Source organism: Streptomyces flavusporus (genome assembly GCF_046267975.1).
Classification (GTDB): Bacteria; Actinomycetota; Actinomycetes; order Streptomycetales; family Streptomycetaceae; genus Streptomyces; species Streptomyces flavusporus.
This window is the reverse complement of the sequence record NZ_CP176503.1, coordinates 1,659,151-1,683,703: the sequence shown is the minus strand read 5'-3', so window position 1 is coordinate 1,683,703 and position 24,553 is coordinate 1,659,151. Positions and strand designations below refer to the sequence as shown.

The 24,553-nt window shown below is 68.4% G+C and carries 15 protein-coding genes and 5 pseudogenes; 13 read left to right on the top strand and 7 right to left on the bottom strand.

Annotated elements, in window-relative coordinates; genetic code table 11:
• The first annotated feature begins 11 nt into the window (after positions 1-11).
• Entirely contained in the window at positions 12-1,025 is a 1,014-nt protein-coding gene (locus ACKTSN_RS08230) for an aldo/keto reductase (protein ID WP_409468489.1), read from the top strand.
• A complete protein-coding gene (locus ACKTSN_RS08225; RefSeq protein ID WP_409468488.1) occupies positions 1,016-1,747 on the top strand; it encodes a FadR/GntR family transcriptional regulator in 732 nt (243 codons plus the stop codon). The genes ACKTSN_RS08230 and ACKTSN_RS08225 overlap by 10 nt, the downstream gene beginning before the upstream one ends.
• A 161-nt stretch (positions 1,748-1,908) precedes the next feature.
• Here ACKTSN_RS08225 and ACKTSN_RS08220 read toward each other — a convergent pair whose 3' ends face one another.
• From ACKTSN_RS08220 to ACKTSN_RS08210, 3 genes are all read right to left on the bottom strand, one after another.
• Entirely contained in the window at positions 1,909-3,285 is a 1,377-nt protein-coding gene (locus tag ACKTSN_RS08220) for an IS1380 family transposase (protein ID WP_409468487.1), read from the bottom strand.
• 286 nt (positions 3,286-3,571) lie between these two features.
• A complete protein-coding gene (locus tag ACKTSN_RS08215; protein ID WP_409474772.1) occupies positions 3,572-4,720 on the bottom strand; it encodes an IS701 family transposase in 1,149 nt (382 codons plus the stop codon).
• A gap of 88 nt (positions 4,721-4,808) precedes the next feature.
• Positions 4,809-5,903: an IS630 family transposase gene (locus ACKTSN_RS08210; RefSeq protein ID WP_409468486.1), complete on the bottom strand. Its 1,095-nt coding sequence runs from the start codon at positions 5,901-5,903 to the stop codon at positions 4,809-4,811.
• A gap of 121 nt (positions 5,904-6,024) precedes the next feature.
• Here ACKTSN_RS08210 and ACKTSN_RS08205 point away from each other — a divergent pair, with 121 nt between their 5' ends.
• Positions 6,025-6,918: an IS982 family transposase gene (locus ACKTSN_RS08205; RefSeq protein WP_409468485.1), complete on the top strand. Its 894-nt coding sequence runs from the start codon at positions 6,025-6,027 to the stop codon at positions 6,916-6,918.
• A gap of 32 nt (positions 6,919-6,950) precedes the next feature.
• Here the strand turns inward: ACKTSN_RS08205 and ACKTSN_RS08200 are convergent.
• A pseudogene (locus ACKTSN_RS08200) lies at positions 6,951-7,094 on the bottom strand (RICIN domain-containing protein); the annotation flags it as partial.
• Between the two features lie 299 nt (positions 7,095-7,393).
• Here ACKTSN_RS08200 and ACKTSN_RS08195 point away from each other — a divergent pair.
• From ACKTSN_RS08195 to ACKTSN_RS08175, 5 genes and pseudogenes are all read left to right on the top strand, one after another.
• On the top strand, positions 7,394-8,824 hold the full coding sequence (locus tag ACKTSN_RS08195; RefSeq protein WP_409468484.1) for a glycoside hydrolase family 43 protein: 1,431 nt from the start codon (positions 7,394-7,396) through the stop codon (positions 8,822-8,824).
• Between the two features lie 248 nt (positions 8,825-9,072).
• Positions 9,073-10,389, top strand: a pseudogene (locus ACKTSN_RS08190) (family 43 glycosylhydrolase); the annotation flags it as partial.
• An 86-nt stretch (positions 10,390-10,475) separates the two neighbouring features.
• Positions 10,476-12,719 (top strand): glycoside hydrolase family 97 catalytic domain-containing protein, encoded by a 2,244-nt coding sequence (locus tag ACKTSN_RS08185; protein ID WP_409468483.1) that lies wholly within the window; start codon positions 10,476-10,478, stop codon positions 12,717-12,719.
• Positions 12,719-14,098 (top strand): glycoside hydrolase family 43 protein, encoded by a 1,380-nt coding sequence (locus ACKTSN_RS08180; protein WP_409468482.1) that lies wholly within the window; start codon positions 12,719-12,721, stop codon positions 14,096-14,098. The genes ACKTSN_RS08185 and ACKTSN_RS08180 overlap by 1 nt, the downstream gene beginning before the upstream one ends.
• 46 nt (positions 14,099-14,144) lie before the next feature.
• Complete coding sequence (locus ACKTSN_RS08175; RefSeq protein WP_409468481.1) at positions 14,145-15,560, top strand: non-reducing end alpha-L-arabinofuranosidase family hydrolase; 1,416 nt, start codon at positions 14,145-14,147, stop codon at positions 15,558-15,560.
• An 82-nt stretch (positions 15,561-15,642) separates the two neighbouring features.
• On the opposite strand, the pseudogene ACKTSN_RS08170 reads toward ACKTSN_RS08175, so the two are convergent.
• Positions 15,643-17,626 (bottom strand): annotated as a pseudogene (locus ACKTSN_RS08170) (glycoside hydrolase family 31 protein).
• A 35-nt stretch (positions 17,627-17,661) separates the two neighbouring features.
• Between ACKTSN_RS08170 and ACKTSN_RS08165 the strand changes: the two are divergent.
• Positions 17,662-17,943 carry a hypothetical protein gene (locus tag ACKTSN_RS08165; protein WP_409468480.1) on the top strand — a complete coding sequence of 94 codons (282 nt, stop codon included), beginning with the start codon at positions 17,662-17,664 and terminating at the stop codon, positions 17,941-17,943.
• Here the strand turns inward: ACKTSN_RS08165 and ACKTSN_RS08160 are convergent.
• Entirely contained in the window at positions 17,900-18,430 is a 531-nt protein-coding gene (locus ACKTSN_RS08160; RefSeq protein ID WP_409468479.1) for a hypothetical protein, read from the bottom strand. The two genes, ACKTSN_RS08165 and ACKTSN_RS08160, sit on opposite strands and share 44 nt — an antisense overlap.
• 351 nt (positions 18,431-18,781) lie before the next feature.
• Between ACKTSN_RS08160 and ACKTSN_RS47530 the strand changes: the two are divergent.
• Both ACKTSN_RS47530 and ACKTSN_RS08145 read left to right on the top strand, forming a co-directional pair.
• Positions 18,782-19,733 (top strand): annotated as a pseudogene (locus tag ACKTSN_RS47530) (IS110 family transposase).
• Between the two features lie 502 nt (positions 19,734-20,235).
• The gene (locus tag ACKTSN_RS08145; RefSeq protein ID WP_409468476.1) at positions 20,236-20,724 is read left to right on the top strand and encodes a GNAT family N-acetyltransferase; all 489 of its coding nucleotides are present in this window, start codon (positions 20,236-20,238) and stop codon (positions 20,722-20,724) included.
• Between the two features lie 382 nt (positions 20,725-21,106).
• On the opposite strand, the pseudogene ACKTSN_RS08140 reads toward ACKTSN_RS08145, so the two are convergent.
• Positions 21,107-21,882 (bottom strand): annotated as a pseudogene (locus ACKTSN_RS08140) (MerR family transcriptional regulator); the annotation flags it as partial.
• Between the two features lie 328 nt (positions 21,883-22,210).
• Between ACKTSN_RS08140 and ACKTSN_RS08135 the strand changes: the two are divergent.
• Both ACKTSN_RS08135 and ACKTSN_RS08130 read left to right on the top strand, forming a co-directional pair.
• Positions 22,211-23,626: a DEAD/DEAH box helicase gene (locus ACKTSN_RS08135; RefSeq protein ID WP_409468475.1), complete on the top strand. Its 1,416-nt coding sequence runs from the start codon at positions 22,211-22,213 to the stop codon at positions 23,624-23,626.
• Positions 23,627-23,831: 205 nt separating this feature from the next.
• Positions 23,832-24,074 carry a DUF5302 domain-containing protein gene (locus ACKTSN_RS08130; RefSeq protein ID WP_409468474.1) on the top strand — a complete coding sequence of 81 codons (243 nt, stop codon included), beginning with the start codon at positions 23,832-23,834 and terminating at the stop codon, positions 24,072-24,074.
• Positions 24,075-24,553 lie beyond the last annotated feature (479 nt).

Sequence of the window (24,553 nt, the reverse complement as noted above, 5' to 3'; positions counted from 1 at the left end):
AGGAGTACGTCTTGCACCAGCGGAAGATCCAGAACACGTCCGTCTCCCTCACCGAGCTCGGCTTCGGGGCGTCCGTGATCGGCAACCTGTACCGCGTCACCCCGGTCGAGGACGCGACGGCCGCCGTGGATGCGGCCTGGGAGGCCGGCATACGGTACTTCGACACCGCACCGCACTACGGCCTCGGCCTCTCCGAACGCCGCCTGGGCGCCGCCCTGCGAGGCCGCCCGCGTGACGAGTACGTCATCTCCTCCAAGGTGGGCAGGCTGCTGGTGCCCAACGAGGAGCCACGCGGCGTCGACAGTTGGGGCTTCGTCGTACGGGACGACCTGCGCCGGCAGTGGGACTTCAGCCGGGACGGCGTGCTCCGCTCCCTCGAGGACACGCTGGAACGCACCGGCCTGGACCGCCTCGACATCGTCTACCTGCACGATCCGGACGACCACTGGCGGCAGGCGGCCGAGGAAGCCATGCCCACCCTCGCGGAGTTGCGCGACCAGGGGGTGATCGGCGTGATCGGCGCCGGCATGAACCAGTCGGCGATGCTCGCCCGCTTCCTGCGCGAGACGGCCGCCGACGTGGTGATGCTGGCCGGTCGCTACACGCTCCTGGACCAGTCGGCGCTGGACGACGTCCTGCCCGCCGCGCGGGAACTCGGCAAGAGCGTGGTGGCGGTGGGGGTGTTCAACTCGGGACTGCTCTCCCTCGACCGGCCCGCCGAGGGCATGAAGTACGACTACCAGGACGCCCCGCCGGCCATGGTCGCCCGTGCCCGGGCGATCGCCGAGGTCTGCGAGGCGCACGGGACCACCCTGCCCGCCGCCGCGATCGCCTTCCCGTACACGCATCCCAGTATCATCAACGTCACTCTCGGCATGCGGACTGCGGAACAGGTCGGACGAAACGTGGAACTCCATGATCAGCGCGTCCCCGACGGCCTCTGGGACGATCTGCGCGCGCAGGGGCTGATCAGGTCGGACGTGCTCGCGGGGCACGGTGGGGGGAGGGATGCGCGGTGTCTTTGACGGACAAGGCCATCGAGCAGATCCGTGAGCTGATCCGGACCGGTGCGCTGCCTCCGGGCTCGAAGCTACCGCCGGAGCCCGACCTGGCCGCCCAGCTGGGACTGTCCCGCAACCTCGCCCGGGAAGCGGTCAAGGCACTGGCCGTCGCCCGGGTTCTGGACGTCAGGCGCGGCGACGGCACCTATGTGACCAGCCTGCAGCCCAGCCTGCTCCTGGAGGGTCTCGGCGGCGCGGTGGAGCTGCTGCAGGGCGACTCGGTCGCCCTTCAGGATCTCATGGAGGTACGGCGGCTCCTCGAACCGATGGCCACGGCACTTGCCGCCACCCGGATCTCCGACGAGCAACTGGCCGAGGTGAAGCGGCACCTGGACGCCATGCGCGAGGCCCGCGACGACGTCGAACGGCTCAACGCCCACGACGCCGCCTTCCACCGCGCCGTCGTCTCGGCCACGGGCAACGAGACCCTCCTCACCCTCCTGGAAGGGATCTCCGGCCGCACCCTGCGCGCCCGCATCTGGCGCGGTCTGGTCGACGACAAGGCCGCGGGCCGCACCCTCGCCGAGCACGAGGCGATCTTCGACGCCCTGTCCACCCGGGATGCCGCCCTCAGCCAGGCCGCCGCACTGCTGCACGTGAGCAACACCGAGCAGTGGCTGAGGGAACACCTGCGCTCGAGCGAACACTTCCCCTTCGGGACGACGACGGCGTCACACACCCCCTAGCCTCGATCTTTCGTGACGGTCCGTCGGATTCTCTGGCGGGCCGTTTCGGTCGTCCGGGCTGATCACGGGCAGGCCTGTGGCCCGGCTGTCGCGTCGGGTGGGCGCCGGGTTCCACGGCTCCGGTCGGGGTGGTGCTGCTCGTAGGGATGGGAAGCTGCTGGTCAGCCAGGGTTCGGCAGGGCCGCGAGCCGTTTCAGGACTTCGGTGGTCACGTCGGTCCAGGGCCAGTGTTTCGCGAGGCGGAGGATGCGGCGCCGGCCGGTGGTGACGAGTTGGGCGGCGGCGGAGAACAGCCGCAGCCTCAGGCGCTTGGGTTCCCACAGCCGAGCGGGGCCGGTCAGGGCCAGCATCGGCATCCAGGCCAGCAGGTCGAGGGCGATCTGGACGATCTCCAGCCAGATCTGGTTCTGCGCGGCGTCGTGGAGAGGCAGGTTGCGCAGGCCGGTGGCGCGGGCGGTGCGGATGCGGTCCTCGGCGCGGGCCCGCTGGCGGTGCCGTAGTTCCAGCGCCGCGATCGCGGCGCCGGGGGTGTTGGTGGCGAACGCCGTCAGGCGATGGCCGTCGGCATCGGTGAAACGCAACTGGGCGCCGGGATGCGGGCGTTCCTTGCGGACGATCAGCCGCATGCCCTTGGGCCAGCCGTCCAGGACGTCTCCGGCGAGTTCGGCGACCCAGGCCCCGTCACGGATCTGGCCGCCGGGTTCGACGGCCGGCGTCCACGCCGAGGCGGGGATCTTCAGCACCGTCTGATGGATCTGTTCGGTGATGGTCATGCCGACCGAGTAGGACAGCCACCGGCCGCGCGCGGTGAGCCAGTCGAGGAACTTGTGGGTACCGCCGGCGGAGTCGGTGCGGATCAGGGTGCGCCGACCGCGCCGGAACTTCCTCGGCAGCTGGGCCAGCGCCAGGCGGGTGGTCTCGATGTGGTCGGCGGCGGTGTTGCTGCCCGCCCTGCCCGGCCTCAGCAGTCCCGCGACTGGCTCTCCAGTGCCGCCGCCTGCGTGGTCGACGAAGGCCAGGAGCGGATGATGCCCATAGGTCTTCTTCCAGGTCCGTGTGGCGTCTTCCTTGTCGGAGTGGGCCAGCACCAGCACGCCGTCGATGTCCACGATCACCTGCCCGTCGGCGTGCGGAGCATCGGGCCCGGCCAACTTCCAGATGCGGTCGCGGACTTCGGCCCGTGCGGTGCGGATGGCGGCCAGTGCCCGAGAGCCCGCTGCGGCGAGCGTGTCGACGAGGCGGGAGACGGTCGGGTCGGAGGCCACCGGCCCGAAGAGGGCCGGTCCGGCCCTCAGCATCGCGATATCGGCCAGGCAGTCCCCGCCCAGGGCGGTCGCGAGCGCAAGGTCCAGCAGGATCTTGCCTGGGTCGTGCACCGCCCGTGGCTTGCACCACGGCGCCAGCGCCTGAGATATCGCCTGATCCAGGCCGATCTTGCGGACCGTCTCCACCAACAGCACGGCACCGGCCTGCGAGACCACCGCACGGCCGTTGCCCTCGACTCGGACAGGCGGGTACGACCCGCTACGCTTCTTCACCCGGGGAGTGCTTCTCTCTTGGCGACGAACAGGACCTTCGACAAGCCCTATCGTCCCAGCTCAGAGGCACTCCTCGCCTATTTGATCAACCCTCGGACGGCCCGCTTGGTGAAAGCCCGAGGCTAGTACTGCAACGACACTCCGTGATGTCCTCGTCGTTTGAAGTGGCTGATGCGAGCTCGGGCCTGGCTCCTTCTTCGCCATAATGACCAGGCGATTACGTGCTGGATGCAGTGGCGGATAGGAGAGGAGATGCGGTTGAAGAGCCGCCGGGCCTCGTTCATGGTCACGGGTATGAGGGATTGAGCGGTACCAGTTTCCGGATCCCCTTTTTTGCCTCGACTCGCAGGATGGCGAGGAAGGCGAGGGCGGCCATGGAGAGTGTTATGTGCCGGTACCATGCGGTGTAGCCGCGGACCTGATAGTGGTCGAGTCCGGTTTCGTTCTTCGCGGTCTGAAAACATTCCTCGACCATCCACCGTGATCCCGCGACCTGCACCAGTTTCTCCAGCGGAGTTCCGGCCGGGCAGAAGCAGATGTAGTAGGCGATGTCCGTAGGGTCGGTGACGCTGCGCCGTGCCATCAGCCAGTGGTCCCAGCCCTGGCGCCGCCAGGGCCGGATCGCCGCTGCGGCCCAGTCGTATTCGCGTGGACCGTGAGCGCCGTCGCCGCAGCTCATGCGCGTCCACGCATCGTTGGGGAGCTCGCCGATCAGCTTGTGCGCCCGGGCCTGGCCGAAAAACTCCATGGTCATGACCATCTGCGATTTCGGGACCGCAAGTACATGAGGGATGTCATGTTCTTCCAGCCAGATACGAATCCGGCTTGTCTGCCCATAGACTTCATCGGCGGTGACCCACCCGAACGGGATGCCGGACTCCACGGCACGCTTCAGCATGCGCAAGCCCAGGTCGGGTTTCGTGGTGAACTCCACATCATCACCGATACCGGCCGCCCGGCAGCGCTCACGGTTCGATGTCCATTCCTTCGGGAGATACAACTCGCGGTCGATCAGCGCCCGGCCCATACCTGATCCATACGCCAGGAAGACACCCACCTGGGAATTCTCGATCCGTCCGGCCGTTCCTGAATACTGCCGGGCCACGCCCGCCGATCTGACGCCCTTTTTGAGAAATCCCGTCTCATCGAGAATGAGGATCCCCCACTCAGGGTCTCCGAGGCGCTCCACCACTGCGTCACGGACGTCATCACGCACGGCGTCCGCGTCCCACAGGTAGTGGTTCAACAGCCGCTGCATGCCTTGAGGACCGCCGTCCCCGGCGGCCTCCGCCAGGGTCCAGCTGTTCTTCCGCTCTGTCTCACTGAGCAGTCCTCGCAGGTAGGACACCATCCGTCGCCGTGGCTCCACCCGGCCGAACCGGCCTGCGAACCTAGCCACGAAGTCGTCAAACGCACCTGTCCAGCCGTCAGTTATCTCTTCCCCCACGCAACAATCAACGACGCGGCACCCACAACGTCACGGAGTGTCGTTGCAGTACTAGTGTCTCGTGATCCTGATTGTGTTACTTCGAGTTGTTGTTGACGAGTTTCTTCACGCTGGTCTGGACGAGGCGGACCTTGGCGAGGATCTCGTCGGCGGTGGCGGTCCAGGTGAAGGGTTTCGCGTTCTCGTTCCAGGAGTTGATGTAGTCGCGGATCTGTTTGACCAGGACGTTGACGCTGGAGAACGTGCCACGGCGGATGGACTGCCGGGTGATGATCCCGAACCAGATCTCGATCTGGTTCAGCCACGAGGACCCGACGGGAGTGAAATGGAAGTGGACGTGCGGGTTTTTCGCCAGCCACGCCTTCACGCCCGGGGTGGTGTGCGTGGAGAGGTTGTCCAGGACGACATGGATCTCCTTCCCCGCGTGCGGCTTGACGGCCTTCTTCAAAAACGCCAGGAAGTTCGCGCCGTTCCGGCTCGGCTTGCACTCGCCCAGCACTTCTCCGGTCGCGACGTTCAGCGCGGCGAACAGGTTCGTGGTGCCGTGCCGGACGTAGTCATGGGTGCGCTGCTCGGTGGCCGCGAAGGCCACCGGCAGCACCGGCTGGGTCCGGTCCAGCGCCTGCACCTGCGTCTTCTCGTCGACCGACAGCACTACGGCGCCACCGGGCGGGGCCAGGTACAGGCCGACGATGTCGGCGACCTTCTCCGCGAACGCCGGGTCTTTCGAGATCTTGAAGGTGCCCGAGCGGTGCGGTTTCAGATTCTCCTCACGCCAGATGCGGGCAACGTAATGCCAGGACACCGAGATGCCCTCGCGCCGCTTCAAGTGGTCGGCCAGCGATCGCGTCGACCAGTGCGAGAGCCCGGAATCCGCCGGCGGGGACATCCTCGTCAAGGCGATCACCCGCGCCCGCACCCGAGGCGGCACCTGAGTTCGCGGCCCGCCCCGGCGTTTGTCCTCCAGCCCGGCAACACCACGCTCGGCATAGCGGGACTTGCACCGGTCCACCGTCAGCGGTGCCACACCGGCGAGCTCGGCGATGTCCTTTCGCCGCCGCCCTTCGGCCGACCACAACACGACCCGCGCGCGAAGCGCCACGACAGCCGGCACATGCCGCGAACCCGCCAACTCCCGCAGCTCAGCAATCTGTTCAGAGGAGAGATCCATACCAGACTCAACGATCACAGACGCCTCAGGTTCCATGAACAGGATCACAAGACACTAGACGAGTTATTCCGAATGCTGACGGTGCGTCCGGGAACGCAGACAGGGCGTCCAAGATCGTTGTGTGACGAACAACCTAGACGCCCTGCTGACCGCACTGTACGTGAAGATCGACGACGGGATCGGAGGCACCCGGTGGCTGGGCCGACCGCCGCGGCTGACGGACTCCGAGCTCGTCTGCCTCGCCGTCGCGCAGGCGCTGCTGGGTTTCACTTCGGAGTCGCGGTGGCTGCGGTTCGTGGACTCCCGGCTGGGCGCGATGTTCCCGTACGTGCCCAAGCAGCCGGGCTGGAACAAGCGGCTGAGGGCCGCGTTGCCGCTGGTCAAGAAGGCGATACGGCTGCTGGCCGCCGACACGGACTTCTGGTTCGACAACCACTGGATCGTCGACTCCACGCCCGTGGAATGCGGTCGCTCGCGTCCCACGGTGAAGCGGTCGGACATGGCCGGCTGGGCCGGATACGGGTACTGCGCCAGCCACAGCCGGTTCTTCTGGGGCCTGCGCCTGTTCCTGGTGTGCACCCCGGCCGGGATGCCGATCCTGTGGGCTCTGGCGACCCCGAAGATGGACGAGCGCGAGGTACTGACCGCGATGCTCGACCGTGAACCGGAGACGGTCACGGACCGGCCTGGGCTGCTGGTGATCTCGGACAAGGGCTTCGCCTCCAAGGAGTTCGAGGCCGATCTGGCCTTGAGGGGCGCCGAGTTGCTGCGGCCTTCGTTCAAGCGTGAGAAGAAACGCAAGGGCGAGAGCCTCCTGAAATCAGTGCGACAGCTGATCGAGTCGGTCAACGACACTCTCAAGGGCCAGCTCGACCTGGAACAGCACGGCGGCCGGACCTTCGAAGGCGTCGCAGTCCGCGTCGCCCAGCGCATCCTCGCGATGGCCGCAGCAATCTGGCACAACCACAAGACCCGCCAGCCGATCACCCGATCACTGGTCGCCTACGACCACTAACCATTCGGAATGACTCGTCTAGTCCCTGCGAACGCGCCGTCTGCCGTGGACATGTCCTGGATGCCGAGCACCTTGCCGCTGTGGGCATTGCGGAAGCGGACCGCGTTTCCGTCGGTGATGATGTGCCAGTTGTGGTCGGCGGTGCCCGAGTCGTGCCACTGCAGAGCGCGGCCACCGTGAGGTTTCGGCGCCCGAGCTCGGTCAGGTCGGATGTATTGACGCACCCTGTTTCGCCCATCTATTGTCTGCCCGATCTTACGAACACTGTTCGATATGTCGCACAACTCGACTGGCGGGACAGCGAGTTGGCTGCGGAGGCTGCCCCGGCCGACCACCGGGAGGGAACGCCGCCGAGCGCAACAGCTGTCGCCGAGAAACCGCCAACCGTCCTGCTGCGCAGCGACCACCCGCGCTCGGATCAGCCAACCGCATCGTCCGGCCCGCCGTCACCACGGCAGAACGACAGGAGATGTGCATGTCCGCGCTTCGCGCCCGGCTGTCGGCGATATTGCTCGCCGCGTGCCTCCTCTTCACCGGCCAAGCCCTGACCACACCGGTGCGGGCGGCCGCTGCTGACCCGGGCTACCTGATGGCGCACTTCATCGGTGAGGGGGCGACCGGTCAGCAGATCTACTTCTCGCACAGCACGGACGGCCTCCACTGGAACGACCTCAACAGCGGCGGGATGACCCTGCGCTCCACGGTCGGCACGCGCGGGGTGCGCGACCCCGCACTGGTCCGCTCCCCGGGCGGCGACAAGTACTGGATCATCGCGACCGACCTGTGCATCGGCTGCGGGCAGACGTGGAATCAGGCCATCAACGACGGCAGCCGCAACCTTGTGGTGTGGGAGTCGACGGACCTGGTCACCTGGTCGCAGCCGTGGCTGCTGAACGTGGCCGGCGCGATCCCTGACGGGCGCAACGCGTGGGCGCCGGAGGCGATCTGGAACCCCGAGACCAACGACTACGTCCTGTACTGGGCGACGAACGTGCCCCTCGACGGCGCGACGAAGCACCGCATCTTCTACGCCCGTACCAAGGACTTCCGCACCATCACCACCCCGCAGATCTACATCGACCGCCCCGGCACCCAGGAAATCATCGACACGCAGATCGTCGAGCTGCCGGCCGGCGTCGGCGCCTACCGCTACGTACGGGCCTCCGGCGACGGCCAGATCACCCTCGAAGGCAGCAACTCGATCCTCGGGACGTGGACGAACCTCGGCAACCTCTCCGGCATCGGCCTGACCGGTTCCCAGGTCGAGGGTCCGATGTGGATGAAGTTCCGCGACCGCAACGAGTGGACCCTCTACCTCGACCAGTACGCCTCGAACCGCGGTTACATGCCGGTCACGACGACCGACCCCTCCAGCCCCGGCGCCTACAAGCTCCCGGCGTCGGGAAGCTACAACATGGGCGGCACCAAGAAGCGCCACGGCTCGATCCTGAACCTGACGGCCGCCGAGGAGAGCCGCGTGCTCGCCCGCTGGGCCAACACCCCGGCCAAGCGGCTGCAGTCGTTCAACTTCCAGGACCGGTACGTGCGGCACGCCGACTTCGACGTGCGCATCGACCAGAACATCACCGGCCCCGACGCCCAGTTCCGGCTGCGGCCCGGCCTGGCGGGCTCCGGCACCGTCTCCTTCGAGTCGGTGAACTACCCCGGCTACTTCCTGCGGCACGCCAACTACGACTTCCAGCTCGCCTACAACGACGGCACCACCCGGTTCGCCGCGGACGCCACCTTCCGCCAGGTCGCCGGCCTCGCCGACTCGGGCTGGTCGTCCTTCCAGTCGTACAGCCACCCCGACCGCTACATCCGCCACTACGCCTACCAACTCCGCCTCGACCCGATCACCACCGCGACAGGACGCAGCGACGCCACCTTCCGCGTGACGAGCTGACCCGACGCCGACAGGCATTCCGGCGCCCTCATGGCGACCCGGACGCCCGAACACGCCTCGCCACAGCCATGTCTTCTTCAGGGATGTGACCCATGCACAGCGTGAGACTTCCCGACCGCCGGAGATTCCGGCCGGCCGCTCCGGCCACCGTGGCCGTCGCCTCGCTGCTGTGGGGCTTCGCCGGCCCGGCCGTACCCGCCCAGGCGACCCCCGGGAACCCGTCCGCCGAGCAGAACACCCAGGCCATCATGAGGAGCCCGGTCCTGCCAGGGCTCACCGCCGACCCGAACATCATCAGGTTCGGCGACACCTACTACCTCTACCCGACGACGGACGGCTTCCCGGGGTGGAGCGGCACACGGTTCAAGGCGTACTCCTCCAAAGACCTCGTCCAGTGGACCGACCACGGGGTCATCCTCGACCTCGGCCCGGACATCAGCTGGGCCGACAGCAGGGCCTGGGCCCCGACGATCGAGGCGAAGAACGGCAAGTACTTCTTCTACTACTCCGCCGACACGAACATCGGCGTCGCGGTCTCCGACTCGCCCACCGGCCCGTTCAAGGACCCCCTGGGCAAGCCGCTGATCGCCCGCGGCGCGTACGCCGGCCAGATGATCGACCCGGCGGTCTTCACCGACGACGACGGTCAGTCGTACCTCTACTGGGGCCAGGGCAGGGCGTACGTCGTGCCGCTGAACGACGACATGGTCTCCTTCGACGCCTCGAAGGTCACCGACATCACCCCCAGCGGCTACAACGAGGGCACGTTCGTCATCAAGCGCAACGGCACCTACTACTTCATGTGGTCGGAGAACGACACCCGGGACGAGAACTACCGCGTCGCCTACGCCACCGGCCCCTCCCCGAGGGGCCCCTGGACCAAGCGGGGCGTGATCCTCGAGAAGGAGCTCTCGCTCGGCATCAAGGGCCCCGGCCACCATTCCGTCGTCCAGGTCCCGAACACCGACGACTGGTACATCGCCTACCACCGCTTCGCCATCCCAGGCGGTGACGGCACCCACCGTGAAACCACCATCGACAAGCTGGAGTTCGCCTCCGACGGCCTGATCAAGAAGGTCGTCCTCACCCTGAGCGGCATCGACCCGGTCACCGCCGGCACCGCCCTACCGACCGACACCACCCGCTCGCTCCGATCGGTCAACTTCCCCGGCCGCTACGCCGTCGTGCGCTCGGACAGCCGCAGCTACCTCGACCCGGTGACGTCCTCCAGCGCCACGGCGGTCAAGCAGAACGCCACCTTCACCGTCGTCCCCGGCCTGGCCGACTCCAAGTGCTACTCGTTCCGTGACGCGTCCGGCCGCTACCTGCGCCACACCGACTTCCGGGTCCGCTTCGACAGCAGCAACGGCACCGACACCTTCAACAAGGACGCCACCTACTGCGCCCGCCCCGGCACTGCCCCCGGTTCCGTCCGCCTGGAGTCGTACAACTACCCCGGCCGCTACCTCCGCCACCACAACTACGCGCTGCGCATCGACCCCTACCAGGACAACGCCACCTTCCACGCCGACAGTTCCTTCACGGCGGTCAGCCCCTGGGCCTGAACCCTCCGACTCCCGGCGCGAGCGATACGCGGCGGGCCACCTGCAACCACCCGGAAGGCCGCATGAGATTCCTCCAACGAAGCGGGATGCGAGTCGCCGGGACGGCCGCCGCCGTCCTCGCCGGCATAGGCTCGGTCACCGCGGTGCCCGCATCCGCCGCCACGCCGGGCAACTGGACCTCGGTCCAGCCCGGTGTCGCACAGACCGGCTGTGACGGCGTGCGCGCCACCGTGGCGCTGGACGCGAACGGCGCCCTGTCGCTCGGCGCGACCTGGAACTGCCGCCAAGCCCTGATACCCGCTCCGATCGGGCTGGTGACCAGCCAGGCCGACTTCACCACCGGACTGGAGTTCGTCAGCCGCACGGATACGCCCGTCTCGTACAGCTACGAGGTCGCAGCGGGGAAGTCCCGCGTCCGGACGCGGTCCGCGACCGAGACGAGACTGGTGTTCGCGAAGGGCTCCGCGCAGATGACCGTGCACGTCCGCACGTCCGCGGACGGTATGGCGCTGCGGTACGAACTGCCGTCGGGTGCGACCGTGCTGAGCGAGGGGACGTCGTTCGAGCTGCCGACCGACGCCCAGCTGTCCCGGCAGGTGTTCAGTCCCGATCACGAGCGGGGTTATGTGACCTCTACGGTCGCCGACGTCCCGACGGGCTCCTACGACATGGGCATGTTGGCCCAGCAGACCAACGGCGCGCGGGTGCTGCTCGCCGAGTCCGGTGTGGACGGTGGCTATTCGGGTGGCCGGTTCACCCACACCCAGGGCACCGGCCGGTTCACTGTCGCGCTGGCCGACGCGCAGATCGTGCGATCCGGCGCGTTCGTCACAGCGTGGCGCACCGCCGTGATCGGCAGCACGGCGACGGTCGTGGAGTCCACGCTGGTCGACGACGTCGCGCCCGCGTCGAAGGTCTCCGACACCTCGTGGATCAAGCCGGGTGTCGCCGCGTGGCCGTGGCTGGACGGCATGTGGGACACCCAGCGCGACCTGACCAAGCTCAAGCAGTGGGCCGACTACACCTCCTCGCAGGGCTGGCCCTACCTTCTTGTGGACGACGGGTGGAAGGCCAACCAGGCGATCATTCCCGAGCTCGTGGCCTACGCCCGGGAACGCGGCGTGCGGATCATGCTCTGGTACCACTGGCAGGACCTGGACACCGCCGCCGAGCGGGACGCCGAGTTCACCAAGATCACCGGGTGGGGTGTCGTCGGCGTCAAGATGGACTTCATGGGTTCCGAGACCCGGGCCCGTCAGCAGTGGTACGACGCGGCCCTGGCCGACACCGCCCGGTACAGGCTGATGGTCGACCTTCACGGCTCGCGCCTGTCCGTCGGCGTCCACCGCACCTGGCCGCACGTGCTGACCAATGAGGCCGTCCGCGGCGAGGAATACCCCGGCGGCCGGGACATCGGGCACGTGGCCGCGCTCCCGTTCACTCGCGGCGTACTGGGCCCGGCCGACTACTCGCCGATGAGCTTCCAGCAGGGCAACCCGAACAGCGACGCCGCCGAACTCGCCCTCGGCGTACTCCTGGACAGCGGCATCATGCTGCCCGGCAGCCGCATCTCGGACTACCAGGCCCGGCCCGAGGCACAGCGGTGGCTGCGCATGCTGCCGACCGTGTGGGACGAGACGCAGTACGTCTCGGGCGACCCGCTCACCGGGGGGGTCATCGCGCGCCGCAACGGCGACCGGTGGTTCGTCGGGGCTTTGAGGCGCGGCGGCGCCACCACCATCAGCTACCCGACCACGTTTCTCGGCTCCGGCACCTGGCACGCGGAGATCACCACCGACGGCTCCAACGGTCTGACCCGCACCAGCAAGGTCATCCAGGCCGGTGACATGCTGAGCGTCCCGGCGGTCGCCAATGGCGGCCATGTGGTCAAGTTGACCAAGGCGCCGGTCATCCCGACCGGGAACCGTACGGTGACCGTCGCCGGCGGCAGCCACGTGCTAGACGTGAAGAGCGCAAGCCTCGCGAACGACGCCGCGATCATCCGCTGGCCCAGCACCGGCGGCACCAACCAGCGCTTCGCGTTCATGCCTCTCGGCGACGGATACACGCGGATCGTCAACCAGGCGAGTGGCAAGGACGTCGTCATCCGGTGGGCCTCCCGCGACGCGGGCGCGAAGGCCGTCCAGTACTCGTACGAGGCCAACGCGAACACCAACGACGAATGGCTGGCGGAAGACGCGGGCAACGGCCGTATCCGGCTCCTCAACCGCCACAGCGGCCTCTACCTCACCGCGGGCGGCGCCCAGGGCGACCAGTTGGAGCAACGCCCGTTCGACGGCGCCGACCACCAGATGTTCACCGTCTCGTGATGCCCGGCCCGGAGGAAGAGTTGAACAGAACCGTAAGAACGCTGCTCGCCCTGCTGGGCCCGCTGCTGCTGGTCCTGCTGGGTGTCCCCGCCCTTCAGGGCACCGCCTCCGCCGCCGCCCCACCTGCCGGGCAGGCCACGCGGTACACGATGACCGCGTTCACCAACAGCGTTGAGTCGAACATGTACGTGTACGACTCGCCGGACGCCACCGGATTCACCCTGCGGAAGGGCCCCGCCTACACTCCGCCGTCCGGTCTGATCCGGGACCCCAGCATCTTCAAGCACACAGACGGCTACTACTACATCACTTACACCACCAACTGGACCGGGAACACCATCGGTTTCGCCCGGAGTGCCGACCGGGTGAACTGGACGTTCCTGTACAACTACACGATCCCGATCAGCGGCCTGACCCGCACCTGGGCGCCCGAGTGGTTCATCGACATCGACGGCAGCGTCAACGTCATCGTGTCCCTGACGTCGGCGAGCACCGCCACCCACTTCACCGCCTACAAGATCACGGCGACCAACTCCGCGCTGACCACCTGGTCCGCGCCCGCCCAGCTGTCCGGCATCGGCTCGAACCACATCGACACCTTCATCGTCAAGGTCGGCTCCACGTACCACGCGTTCACCAAGAACGAGACGACGAAGTACATCGAGTACGCCACGGCCTCCAGCCTCACCGGCCCCTACACCATGCGGAAGACGGGCGACTGGGCCGGATTCGGCAGCTGGGTCGAGGGCCCGGCCCTGGTCCCGCTCGACAACGGCGGCTGGCGCATCTACTACGACGGCTACCGCGCCGGGAAGTACTGGTACAGCGACAGCTACGACAACTTCGCCACCTGGTCCACGCCCACCGAGGTGCCCGGGCTGACCGGCTTCATACGCCACGCCACCGTACTGAAGGAGACGGTCTCCGGCGGTGTCACCCTGCCCACCAACACCACCAGGTCGCTGCGGTCGGTCAACTTCCCCGGCCGGTACGCCGTGGTGCGCTCCGACAGCCTCGGCCACATCGACCCGGTGAGCGCCTCCAGCAGCACCGCCGTCAAGCAGAGCGCGACCTTCACCGTCGTGCCCGGCCTCGCCGACGCCAACTGCTACTCCTTCCGCGACTCCGCCGGCCGCTATCTGCGCCACTGGGACTTCCGGGTCCGCTTCGACAGCAGCAACGGCACCGACACCTTCAACAAGGACGCCACCTACTGCGCCCGCCCCGGCACCGCCTCCGGTTCCGTCCGCCTGGAGTCGTACAACTACCCCGGCCGCTACCTGCGCCACTACAACTACGCGCTGCGCGTGGACCTCTACCAGGACACCGACACGTTCCGCGCCGACAGCTCCTTCACCGTGGTCAGCCCCTGGGCCTGACCTGTCCGCGCCAACCGAAAACGCATACTCAAGGAATGAGGACCCCATGCACAGACGTATCTTCAGCCGCAGACATCTGTCTATGGCGCTCGCGGCCCTGGTCGCTTCGGCGGCGACGCTCGTCGCCAACCCGGCTCAGGCGGCCACCAGCGGCGCCTTGCGCGGTGTTGGTTCCGGCCGGTGTCTCGATGTGCCGGGTGCCAGCCAGACCGACGGCACGAACCTGCAGATCTGGGACTGCCACGGCGGGACCAACCAGCAGTGGACGCTGACGGACAGCAACCAGCTCACCGTGTACGGCAACAAGTGCCTGGACGTTCCGGGCCACGCCACGACCGCCGGGACCCGGGTGCAGATCTGGACCTGTTCCGGCGGTGCGAACCAGCAGTGGCGGGTGAACGCCGACGGCACGGTCGTCGGCGTGGAGTCCGGGCTGTGCCTGGACGTCAGCGGCGGCGCCACGGCCAACAGCACGGCGGTGCAGCTTTGGAATTGCAACGGCGGCAGCAACCAGAAGTGGACCGGCCTGTCCGCGCCGCCGGGCGGCACGTGTGCTCTTCCGTCGACGTACCGGTGGACCTCGACGGGTCCGCTGGCGCAGCCGGCGAACGGGTGGGCCTCGCTGAAGGACTTCACCACCGTGACGTACAACGGCAGGCACCTGGTCTACGCGACCGCCTCTGACGGATCGTCGTGGAAGTCGATGGGGTTCAGTCCCTTCACGAACTGGTCGGACATGGCGACGGCCGGCCAGACCGGCATGAGCCAGGGCGCGGTGGCGCCCACCCTGTTCTACTTCGCGCCCAAGAACATCTGGGTGCTGGCCTCAAATGGGTGGGGTACCGCCTGGACCTTCACCTACCGCACGTCCAGCGACCCCACCAACCCCAACGGCTGGTCCGCGCCGCAGCCGCTGTTCACCGGCAGTGTCCCCAACGGCAGCGCGATCGACCCGACCCTGATCGCCGACGACCAGAACATGTACATGTTCTTCGCCGGTGACAACGGCAAGATCTACAAGTCGACCATGTCGATCGGGAACTTCCCCAGCAGCTTCGGCTCGTCGTACACGACGATCATGAGCGACACGGAGAAGAACCTGTTCGAGGCGCCGCAGGTCTACAAGGTCCAGGGCCAGAACCAGTACCTCATGATCGTTGAGGCTCGGGGTGCGATCGAGCACCGCTTCTTCCGCTCGTTCACGGCCTCCAGCCTGAACGGTCCGTGGACCCTCCAGGCCGGCAGCGAGAGCAGCCCCTTCGCGGGCAAGGCCAACAGCGGTGCCACCTGGACCAACGACATCAGCCACGGTGACCTGATCCGCACCAACCCCGACCAGACCATGACCATCGACCCCTGCAACCTGCAGTTCCTCTACCAGGGCCTGTCCCCCAACATCCCGCCGAACACCCCCTACGTGCAACTGCCGTACCGGCCGGGCCTGCTCACCCTGCAGCGCTGACCTGCCCGATCCACGGCTCGAGGAACCCCAGCCGCACGTCGGCTGGGGTTGCTCTCTTGCGCATGTCTACGTCCAAAGGAGGTCAGCCGAGCAAAGCGGCGACGTGGGCCCCCTCGCGGACGAAGACGGGAACGCGCTCGAGCGGGGCGTCCGCTTCGAGCGTCGTACCGCCCTCCACCACGCGTCCGGTGGCCGGGGCGAGCCAGCGGGCGCCGGACGGCAGATACACCCGGCGGGCTCGGGCGCCCTCCTCGTACACGGGGGCCACCAGCACATCGGGGCCGAGCAGGAACTGGTCGTCCACGTCCCAGGCGTGCTCGTCGTCGGGGAAGTCGAAGAACAGCGGGCGCATCACCGGGGCGCCGGTGCGGTGGGCGGCCTCGGACAGCCGCGTCAGGTACGGGCGCAGGCGCTCGCGCAGCACCAGGTGGTCGCGGAGGATGCCGTACGCCTCCTCCCCGTAGGACCAGACCTCGTTCGGCCCGCCGGTCATGTCCGTAGAGAAGGAGGGGTGGTTGGGCTCGCGGTCCCCGTGCAGCCGCATGACGGGGCTGAAGGTGCCGTACTGGAACCACCGGATCAGCAGCTCACGGTAGGCGGGGTCGTCCGGGTCGCCGCCGACGAAGCCGCCGATGTCGGTGTTCCACCAGGAGATGCCGCTCATCGCGACGTTCAGCCCGGCCCTGATCTGGCGTGCGAGGGAATCGAAGGTGGTGGGGATGTCGCCGGACCACAGCAGGGCCCCCGTGACGCTGGCTGCCCGCCCACGCCGAGCGGACCAGCGACAGCGGCCGGTCCTCGCCCGCCGCGCGCAGGCCGTCGGCCACCGCGCGGGTGTGCTCCAGGGGATAGAGGTTCGCTGCCTCGGCGGCCGGTCCGGCCGCGTAGACGGCGCGGTCGGCGAGCTCCCGGGGCAGGTCGGGTTCGCAGGCGTCCAGCCAGAAGCAACCCACGCCCAGCGAACGGTAGTTGTCGTTCAGCCGTTGCCACAGCGCGGCGCGTGCCCCGGGGTGGGTGGCGTCGTAGTACGCCATCGGGCGTGTCAGCGCATCCCCGCTGTACCGGGACGGCCACGGGAAGGTGAGCAGGCCGCCGTCCGCGTCCCGCACGAGGTGCCCGGCCGAGCGCAGTCGGTCGTGCGTGTCACTGCCGGGCTCGACGGTCGGCCACACGGAGACGGCGAGCTTCACCCCGAGGTCCGTCAAGTCCTTGACCATGGCGGCGGGGTCGGGCCACTCGCTCTCCTCGAACCGCCAGTCGCCCATCCTCGGCCAGTGGAAGAAGTCGCAGACGATGACGGAAAGCGGCAGTCCGCGCTCCTTGTACTGCCGTGCCACCGAGAGGAGTTCGCCCTGGGAGCGGTAGCGCAGCTTCGACTGCCAGAAACCGGATGCCCACTCGGGGAGGAGGGGCGGGCGACCGGTGGCCAGTGTGTAGGCGTCCAGGATCTGGGCCGGGGTGTCGCCGGCCGTGATCCAGTAGTCGACGCGCCCGCCGGCGTCGGCGGTCCACCGGGTGGTGTCGGCGCCCAGTTCGACGCGGCCGGTGGCGGGGTTGTTCCACAGCAGTCCGTAGCCGCGCGAGGAGTGGAGAAAGGGGACGGCTGCCACGGTGTTGCCCTGGACGAGGTCGATCACACAGCCCTTCTGGTCCAGGCGTCCGTGCAGATGCTGCCCGAGGCCGTACAGCCGTTCCCCGTCGTAGGCCTCGAAGTGCTGCTCCGTCCTACCGCCCGCCGCATGGACGCGGGGGCCGGCATGGTGGGTGTACGGGGTCTTGTCGGCGAGGAGTTCACGGCCCGAGGCGGCATGCAGGAACCTCAGCCGGCAGTCCGCCGCGGCCTCGACGGCGAGGCGGCCGTTGACCAGGCGGGCGGAGCCGTCCTCCGCCACGGACAGGTCGGCCTCCGGAGAAGGCGAGGGGCTCTCCAGCGCGCCGGGGGCGGCGGGGTCGACGCCCCCGGACAAGGCCCGGACCCGCACCGAGTGCGGCCCCCAGGGCTCGATGCGGAGGATTTCTTCGGCGGTGTGGCGTTCCAGGCCGCCCGCGCGGATGGTGTACGGCAAGGTGATTCCTCTGCTGCTCGCAAGGGCGCGGACACGTGCATCGAGCTGATGGCGGCTACGCGGGCAGTCTCATCGAGTACAGCCTGGCCACGCTCGCGCTGGTCCTTACGATCGTCAAACGCAGCGACGATCAGAAGGGGTTCGTGGTGCTGGCCAAACGGTGGATCCTCGAGCGCCTCTTCGCCCACCCGATGGGAAGCCGCCGACTGGTCCGCGACTTCGAACTCCGCACCACCAGCGCCGAGGCGATGGTCTACTGGTCGATGGTTCTGCTCATGGCTCGCCGCCTGGCCCGGCCGCGCCCTGCGCGAGCGTGAACGGGCCGGACGCCGGCTCGGCCGACCAGCCGCGTGCCACCAGCCCTTTCGCCTTCGACCGCAGCGCCGCCACCCGCGCCGGGACCACGTCCATACCGAACTGAGCGGCCGTCTCCTGCCGGGTCAGCGGCCCTTGACCGAGCCGGACACGGTCCGCGAGAGCCTGCAGGATGCGCTGGTGGTCCACCGACAGCACCGACCAGGCCAGCCCCTCACGCCACACCGGCACCTGCGACTTCGGCTTCGCCGCATCCCGGGGCGCAGAGGGCGCGTCCTGCGGATGGTCGGTGATCTCTGTGTCGGCGGTGATGCCGCCGTCCGGAGCCAGCACCGCATCGACCCGCCTGCGGGCGATCGCCCACTCCTGCCACTCCTGCTCGGCTGCGGCGAGCGCGGCCTGGATGCGGTCGGCTTCCTCACGCAGTTCGTCGACTCGACGCCGAGCGGCGAGTCGACGATCACGCCCGGAAAGGCAACAGCTTCTCAATGCCGGTCACGAGTGGACGAGAAGCCAACTCGGTGTCAGCCCGCCCATGCCAGATTGAGTACTGGTTCGGACGAAGCCATCCGGCTGTGGTCGGGTCATGCCGGTGTGCCGGGATCAATGGGACGGTGGCGCAATGCCCTTCCGGACGGCGGTCTGACTCATGAGATCTATGACCGAAGTGTCCAGTCACAGGCGTGTCGACTGCCGTTGCGGGGGGTGCCTGCTGTCACCGAGCCACAGGGCGTGTCCCAATAGGGGCCTTGCCGACGATCAGGCGCCATCACGGTTCAGACCGCCCGAGCAGGCCGGTGCCATCCACCCAGCACGTCACCACACGGGAGGCGAACCACCATGACGACCAAACAGCGCAGCACCTCCTCCAGTACGGACCCTCCCACTCCGGGCGAGGTCGTCCTGGGCGTGGACACGCACGGCGAAGTTCACGTTGCCGCCGTGGTCTCCCCGCTGGGGAAGGTCCTGGGCACCGAGTCCTTTCCGGCCACGTCGGCCGGCTACCGTCGGCTGCTCGTCTGGGCCCGCAAGCTGGGAAGGGTGCGCCGGGCCGGTGTGGAGGGCACCGGCACCTTCGGCGCGGGACTGTCCCGCTACCTGCTGGCTCAGCACGTCCAGGTGTACGAAGTGAACCGGCCCGACCGCACAGCCCGCCGTCTGCTCGGGAAGTCGGACCCGCTCGATGCGCAGGCTGCTGCGCGGGCGGTGCTCAGCGGTCGCGTCAGGGCCCGTGCCAAAACTGGCGACGGTCCGGTGCACGCGCCCGGATGTTCAAACTCGCCAAGGACTCAGCGGTCAAGGCTCGCACCCAGGCAATCAACCAGCTCAAGGCCGTCTTGGTCATAGCCGACCCTGCTCTGCGGGAACGATTGTCCAGCCTGGGCAACCGCGAGCTGTTCCGCACCTGCGCGCGCCTCAGCCCGCTCGACGGCGAAGACGGCGAGGGCGATGAGGACGCCGTGGCCCAGGCCACCCGCATCACCCTGAGCCTGCTGGCCCAGCGCATCGAGCAGCTCACCGCGCAGATCGATGAGCTGAACCAGCGCCTGACCCGGCTCGTCGAGCGCCATGCCCCGCAGCTGCTCGTACCGGTGGGCATCGGCAGGCCAACGCGGCCCTGCACCGCATCGAGTTCACCCGGCTGCGCCACGACCCGCGCACCCAGGCGTACTACGAACGCCGTTCCCAAGAGGGCAAGACCCGACGTGAGATCATCAGATGCCTCAAACGATATGCCGCCCGTGAGGTCTACAACCTGGTCAAGACGGTACCCAGGGTCCCCCCGTTATAGGGGCGTCTGTGCGACGAGAAGCCCCGCGGGTGCGGCCTGGCGGGGCTTCCGCACAGGTGGGTTACAACGCCGGCGCGGGCGCTGTTGCACTCGGTTGTCCTCTTGGTAGCCACCCGAAGCAAGGACACAGCGACGGCACGCGTTATACGGCCGATGCGCAACACACGCCCCAGGGACTTGGTGCGATCAACCAGAACACATCCGCTTGCTGGCGCAAAGTCCAGCGTCTCCTGATGCGGCTCACGAAGCCAGCCTGAAGTCGTCCTGCACAGGCTGGCCCTCGCTGCGGCAGGCCCAGGGGAAGCGGCGGTTGACCACCCCGTTCTCCGGCTCCTCCGCAGAGGTTCGGGCGTCCCAGTTGCTGTCGGCGTGCGGTCGATGCGGCGGCAGTGACTTGGTCGATCGGGGCCAGGGCAGGCGGTTCCCGGGAGCGGTGCAGGAATCCTGCCCGAGCAGCCGACCCGCCGCACGACGGCACTTCCCGGTGCGAAATACTCTCCCGATGAGTTCACGCACTTCCCCGGTCAGCCAGCCGGTCACGATACGGAGGGCGGTCGCGCGGGATGCCAAACGGCTCACGCGGCTCGTGCGTGGCTCAGGCGCCTATGAGGGTAAGTACGCAGCCGCAGTCGCGGGCTACCGGGTCGGTCCTGATTACATCGAGGCCCACCGCGCCTTTGTGGCCGTCGGCGCCGACGAGCATGGAGGCCGGGTCCTCGGGTTCTACTCGCTCGTCCTCGCTCCACCAGAGCTCGACCTGCTGTTCGTCGCCGACGAAGTGCAAGGACGGGGTATTGGACGGCTGCTTGTGGCGCACATGCAGTCCGAGGCCCGTGCTGCCGGGATCGACCGTCTCAAGGTCGTGTCGCACCTTCCCGCCGAGGACTTCTACCACCGCGTCGGTGCAGTGCGGACCGGGACCGCGCTCGCGAACCCGCCCGCCGTGCCGTGGGACCGTCCCGAATTCGAGTTTCGCATTCCTTCGGAATGACGCGGTGTGCCGGTTCGCAGGGCACCGGCTTCGCCTGCATGGAGGGTGGCCGGCTTGCAGGAGCCGCTGGGCGCCGCGCGCTCCGTGCGTGCCGTCTCCTCTGCCCTGGCGCCGTGATCACCTGCGCCAGCGGTCTGCCCCCCAAGGCCCGGACGTCCCAGGCCAGGGCCCGGGCGGGATCTTCGTGAGATCTGCCAGGTAGTGAGCGAGAGAGCAGCGGTGAAGCGGGTCGCCCGTGACACCGACCGCGGACCACAGGGTCAGAAGCTTCTGGCGGGCAGAAGCGATGTCACCGGCTCGGCCTTCGGTGACGGCTTGCCTTATGGCTTCCATGGTCGGGGCTGGCGGGTGCGGTGGTCGTGGATGTTCCTCGTCGTCTTTCTCAGGCGGAGCGGCGGGGCTTGATGGGCATGGCCAGGGTGGTGAGATCGCCGCGGTCGGCGGAGCGGATCGTGACGGGCTGGTCGTTTCCCCTCAGGTCGGGCATCACGTCGGGGCTGATCGCGGTGCTCACGGCGGGATAGAGCGTGGTCAGCTCGAAGCAGATCTGGAGGGCCTGCCCCGTCGCGGTAGCCGGGAGCGGGATGTCGGGGTGCTCGTCATCTGCGGACACGACGTCCACTCCCTGGGCGGCAACGTGCAGCGCGATGCGCTCGCCGGGGTGTTCTTCCAGGGCTCGCAGGAGCAGTTCCTAGACCGTCACACGGGTGGTGACTCGCTCAGTGACGCGAGCATCAGCCGATAGTCGGGGAACTCCTCGAGCAGCAAACGGCAATGCCGGTCCTCCCGGTCGGCCACGCGGAGCCCGATCCCGTGCGGCAGTCGCACCAGCCCGCAGCGGCGGATCTCGGCGACCGCGGCCCGCATCTCATCGCCGTTGACCGTGCCGGCCCACGCCTGCCTCGGTGGTTCAGTCGGCACCAGGGTTCGGGTGGAGAGCCGGTATCGGTCAGTCGCGGTCAGCGTGACCGCCTCATGACTCGCCTCGATACGCAGGCCAGCAAGCACCGGCATGCCGGGCTCGCGTGCGGGCGCGGTCAGGACCTGCTCGACCGCATCCGCCAGCACGGGACCCTTCAGCGCCGTGATCGGAAGACCCGGCACGTTCCCGAGCGCGGACTTGATGACAGCAGCCTTCTGCTGTGCCGCCGCCGCGTCTCCCGCGTCCGGCTTGCTGACCTGCACCCGCAGCAGGGGCCTGCTGACCCGCCCGGCGCCCCGCTCGTAAGGCTCGATGCGTGGCTCGACAGCTCGCCCGTGGGGTGGGGCCGTTCTTCAAGGGGAACGGTTGTTCCATGCCGACCCGCTGCCAGCACCCGTACACAGGGGCGATCGGTATCAACGGCGCGAGGTTATGCCATGTGTTAGTCTCACGCGTTTGCGTGGTCGTCGCGGTGGGCGATTCTGCCTGTTCCGTTCGGCTTGTGCGTGGGCTGTTCAAACCTGCCGGGCCTTCCTCGGTACGTTCCCTTGCGGAAGGCTGTTTATGAAGCATCCCAATTACTCCGGCATCGCTCACGGCAGTCCCGCCCAGCCCGGGGCAACGACCCCGGCGCTGCTCCCGGCCGTCACCTTCGCCGGTCTGGAACTGCCGACGGAGGTGCTGCGGACACTGAGCGAACTCGGGGTGCGCGAACCCTTTCCGATCCAGGCCGCCACACTGCCCGATGCCCTGGAGGGGCGCGACATCCTGGGACGCGGGCGCACCGGATCAGGCAAGACGCTCGCCTTCGGCCTGCCGCTGCTGACACGTACAGCCGGGCGGCGCGCCGAACCGAAGCAGCCCCTCGCTCTGATCCTTGTGCCCACCCGGGAGCTGGCCCAACAGGTCACCCAGGCGCTGGCGCCGTACGCCGAGGCACTGCGGCTGCGGATCGCCACGGTCGTCGGCGGAACGTCGATCGGCCGGCAGGTCACCGCGCTGCGCCAGGGAGCCGAGGTGGTCGTCGCCACCCCCGGACGCCTGCACGACCTGATCGAGCGCAACGCCTGCCGCCTGGGACGGGTGAGAATCACCGTGCTGGACGAGGCCGACCAGATGTGCGACTTGGGATTCCTGCCGCAGGTTGCCGACGTGCTCGACCAGGTGCACCCCGACGGTCAGCGGATGCTCTTCTCGGCCACTCTCGATCGCGACGTCGATCAACTGGTCCGCCGCTACCTCCACGACCCCGTCGTCCACTCGGTCGACCCGGCCGCGGGCACGGTCACGACGATGGAGCACCACGTTCTGGTCGTCCACGGCCCTGACCGCTACGCCGTCACCACGGAAATCGCCGCCCGCGACGGCCGCGTACTGCTGTTCCTCGACACCAAGCACGCCGTCGACCAGCTCACCCGGCATCTGCGGGCCAGCGGGGTGCACGCCGGGGCCCTACACAGCGGCAAGTCCCAGCCACAGCGCACACGGACCCTGGCGCAGTTCAAGAACGGCCAGATCACCGTTCTGGTGGCGACCAATGTCGCGGCCCGTGGCCTGCACGTCGACGACCTCGATCTCGTGGTCAATGTCGACCCGCCCACCGATGCCAAGGACTATGTGCACCGGGCGGGCCGCACCGCCCGCGCTGGTGGGTCCGGCAGCGTGGTCACGCTCGTGCTGGCGGGCCAGCGCCGCGAGACGAGCCGCATGATGGCCGGGGCCGGCATCGAGCCGACCGTCACCAAGGTGTGCTCGGGCGAGGCGGAACTGAGCCGGATCACCGGCGCCAAGACTCCCTCCGGGATCCCGCTCGACGGCGGGCCCGCCGTCCCCCGACCCAAGAACACCAACGCTCCCTTCCGCGGCCTCGGCACCAGCAAGGGCACCTCCCGCGGCGCCGGCGGCAAGTCCCGAAAGGCCGGCGAGGCCCGCAAGCTCGCCGAGGCCCGCAGGGCCGCCCTCGTGCGTCGCAACGGCTGAGAGCCGTTGCCCTGGCAGCCTGGCCACGGGATCGACAACCCTCGGTCCGGCCCGAAGCCGTCCTGTGCGCCTCACCTACGAAGTCAACGCCTTTGGCCGCGAGAGGGATGCCCGCCGAAACGGAGCAGGATGACGTTGTCGGGGCCTCGCACTGCGCTCGGCATGACAAGCTGTGCTTGCCCATCCCCGAACCCAGGAGGTCACCATGACCGCAGAGCCCGTATCTACGGAAGGTTCGGAGCCGGCTGCCCCGGAGACGTCCCCTTTGGCGCCGGACAGCGACGGCAACTACGACCTCAAGCGGAAGTTCCGTGAAGCCCTGGCGCGCAAGCGCGGTGCGCAGGCGGACGCCGCTGATATTGCCGCCAAGTCCGATGCGTCGAAGGTGCGTTCGGCGCACGGCCCGGCTGCGAGCCAGCGGTCGTTCAGGCGCAAGAGCGGCGGCTGAGTCGATGAGTCCCGCGATCTAACCGCTTCACCGGCACTCGCGCTATCCACTCGCGCGTCCCGTGCAGTGGCCCGCGACGTGCGCATGCCCGTGCGCACGTTGCGGGCGGAGCGTAGCCGGCGGACTTGCCTGGGGGAATGGCCCAGATGCGGTTGGTTCGGGTTGGTGGCGCCGCCGAACTGGAATTCCGGGATGAGGGCACTGCCTTGTCCGAGGGTGCACGGCCGGTGTTGCGCGCCTTGCGTGCCCCTGTACCGCTGTGAAAATCGACTGCGGTTGTCCGGGGTGACGGTAGGCATCCGCGTGGCGTTCCCCGTCCTGCTGCGGCTGATCGACACACAGTCGGTCGCGTTCCCGGCAGCGGTCGCCTTCGTGCCCAGCCACGACGTGCAGTGCCGACCTGCCCCGAGTGAACGCTGTCCGATCTGGTGCAACATCTGGGCGGGGTGCACCGCCGCCATGTCACCCGGTCCTCCCGC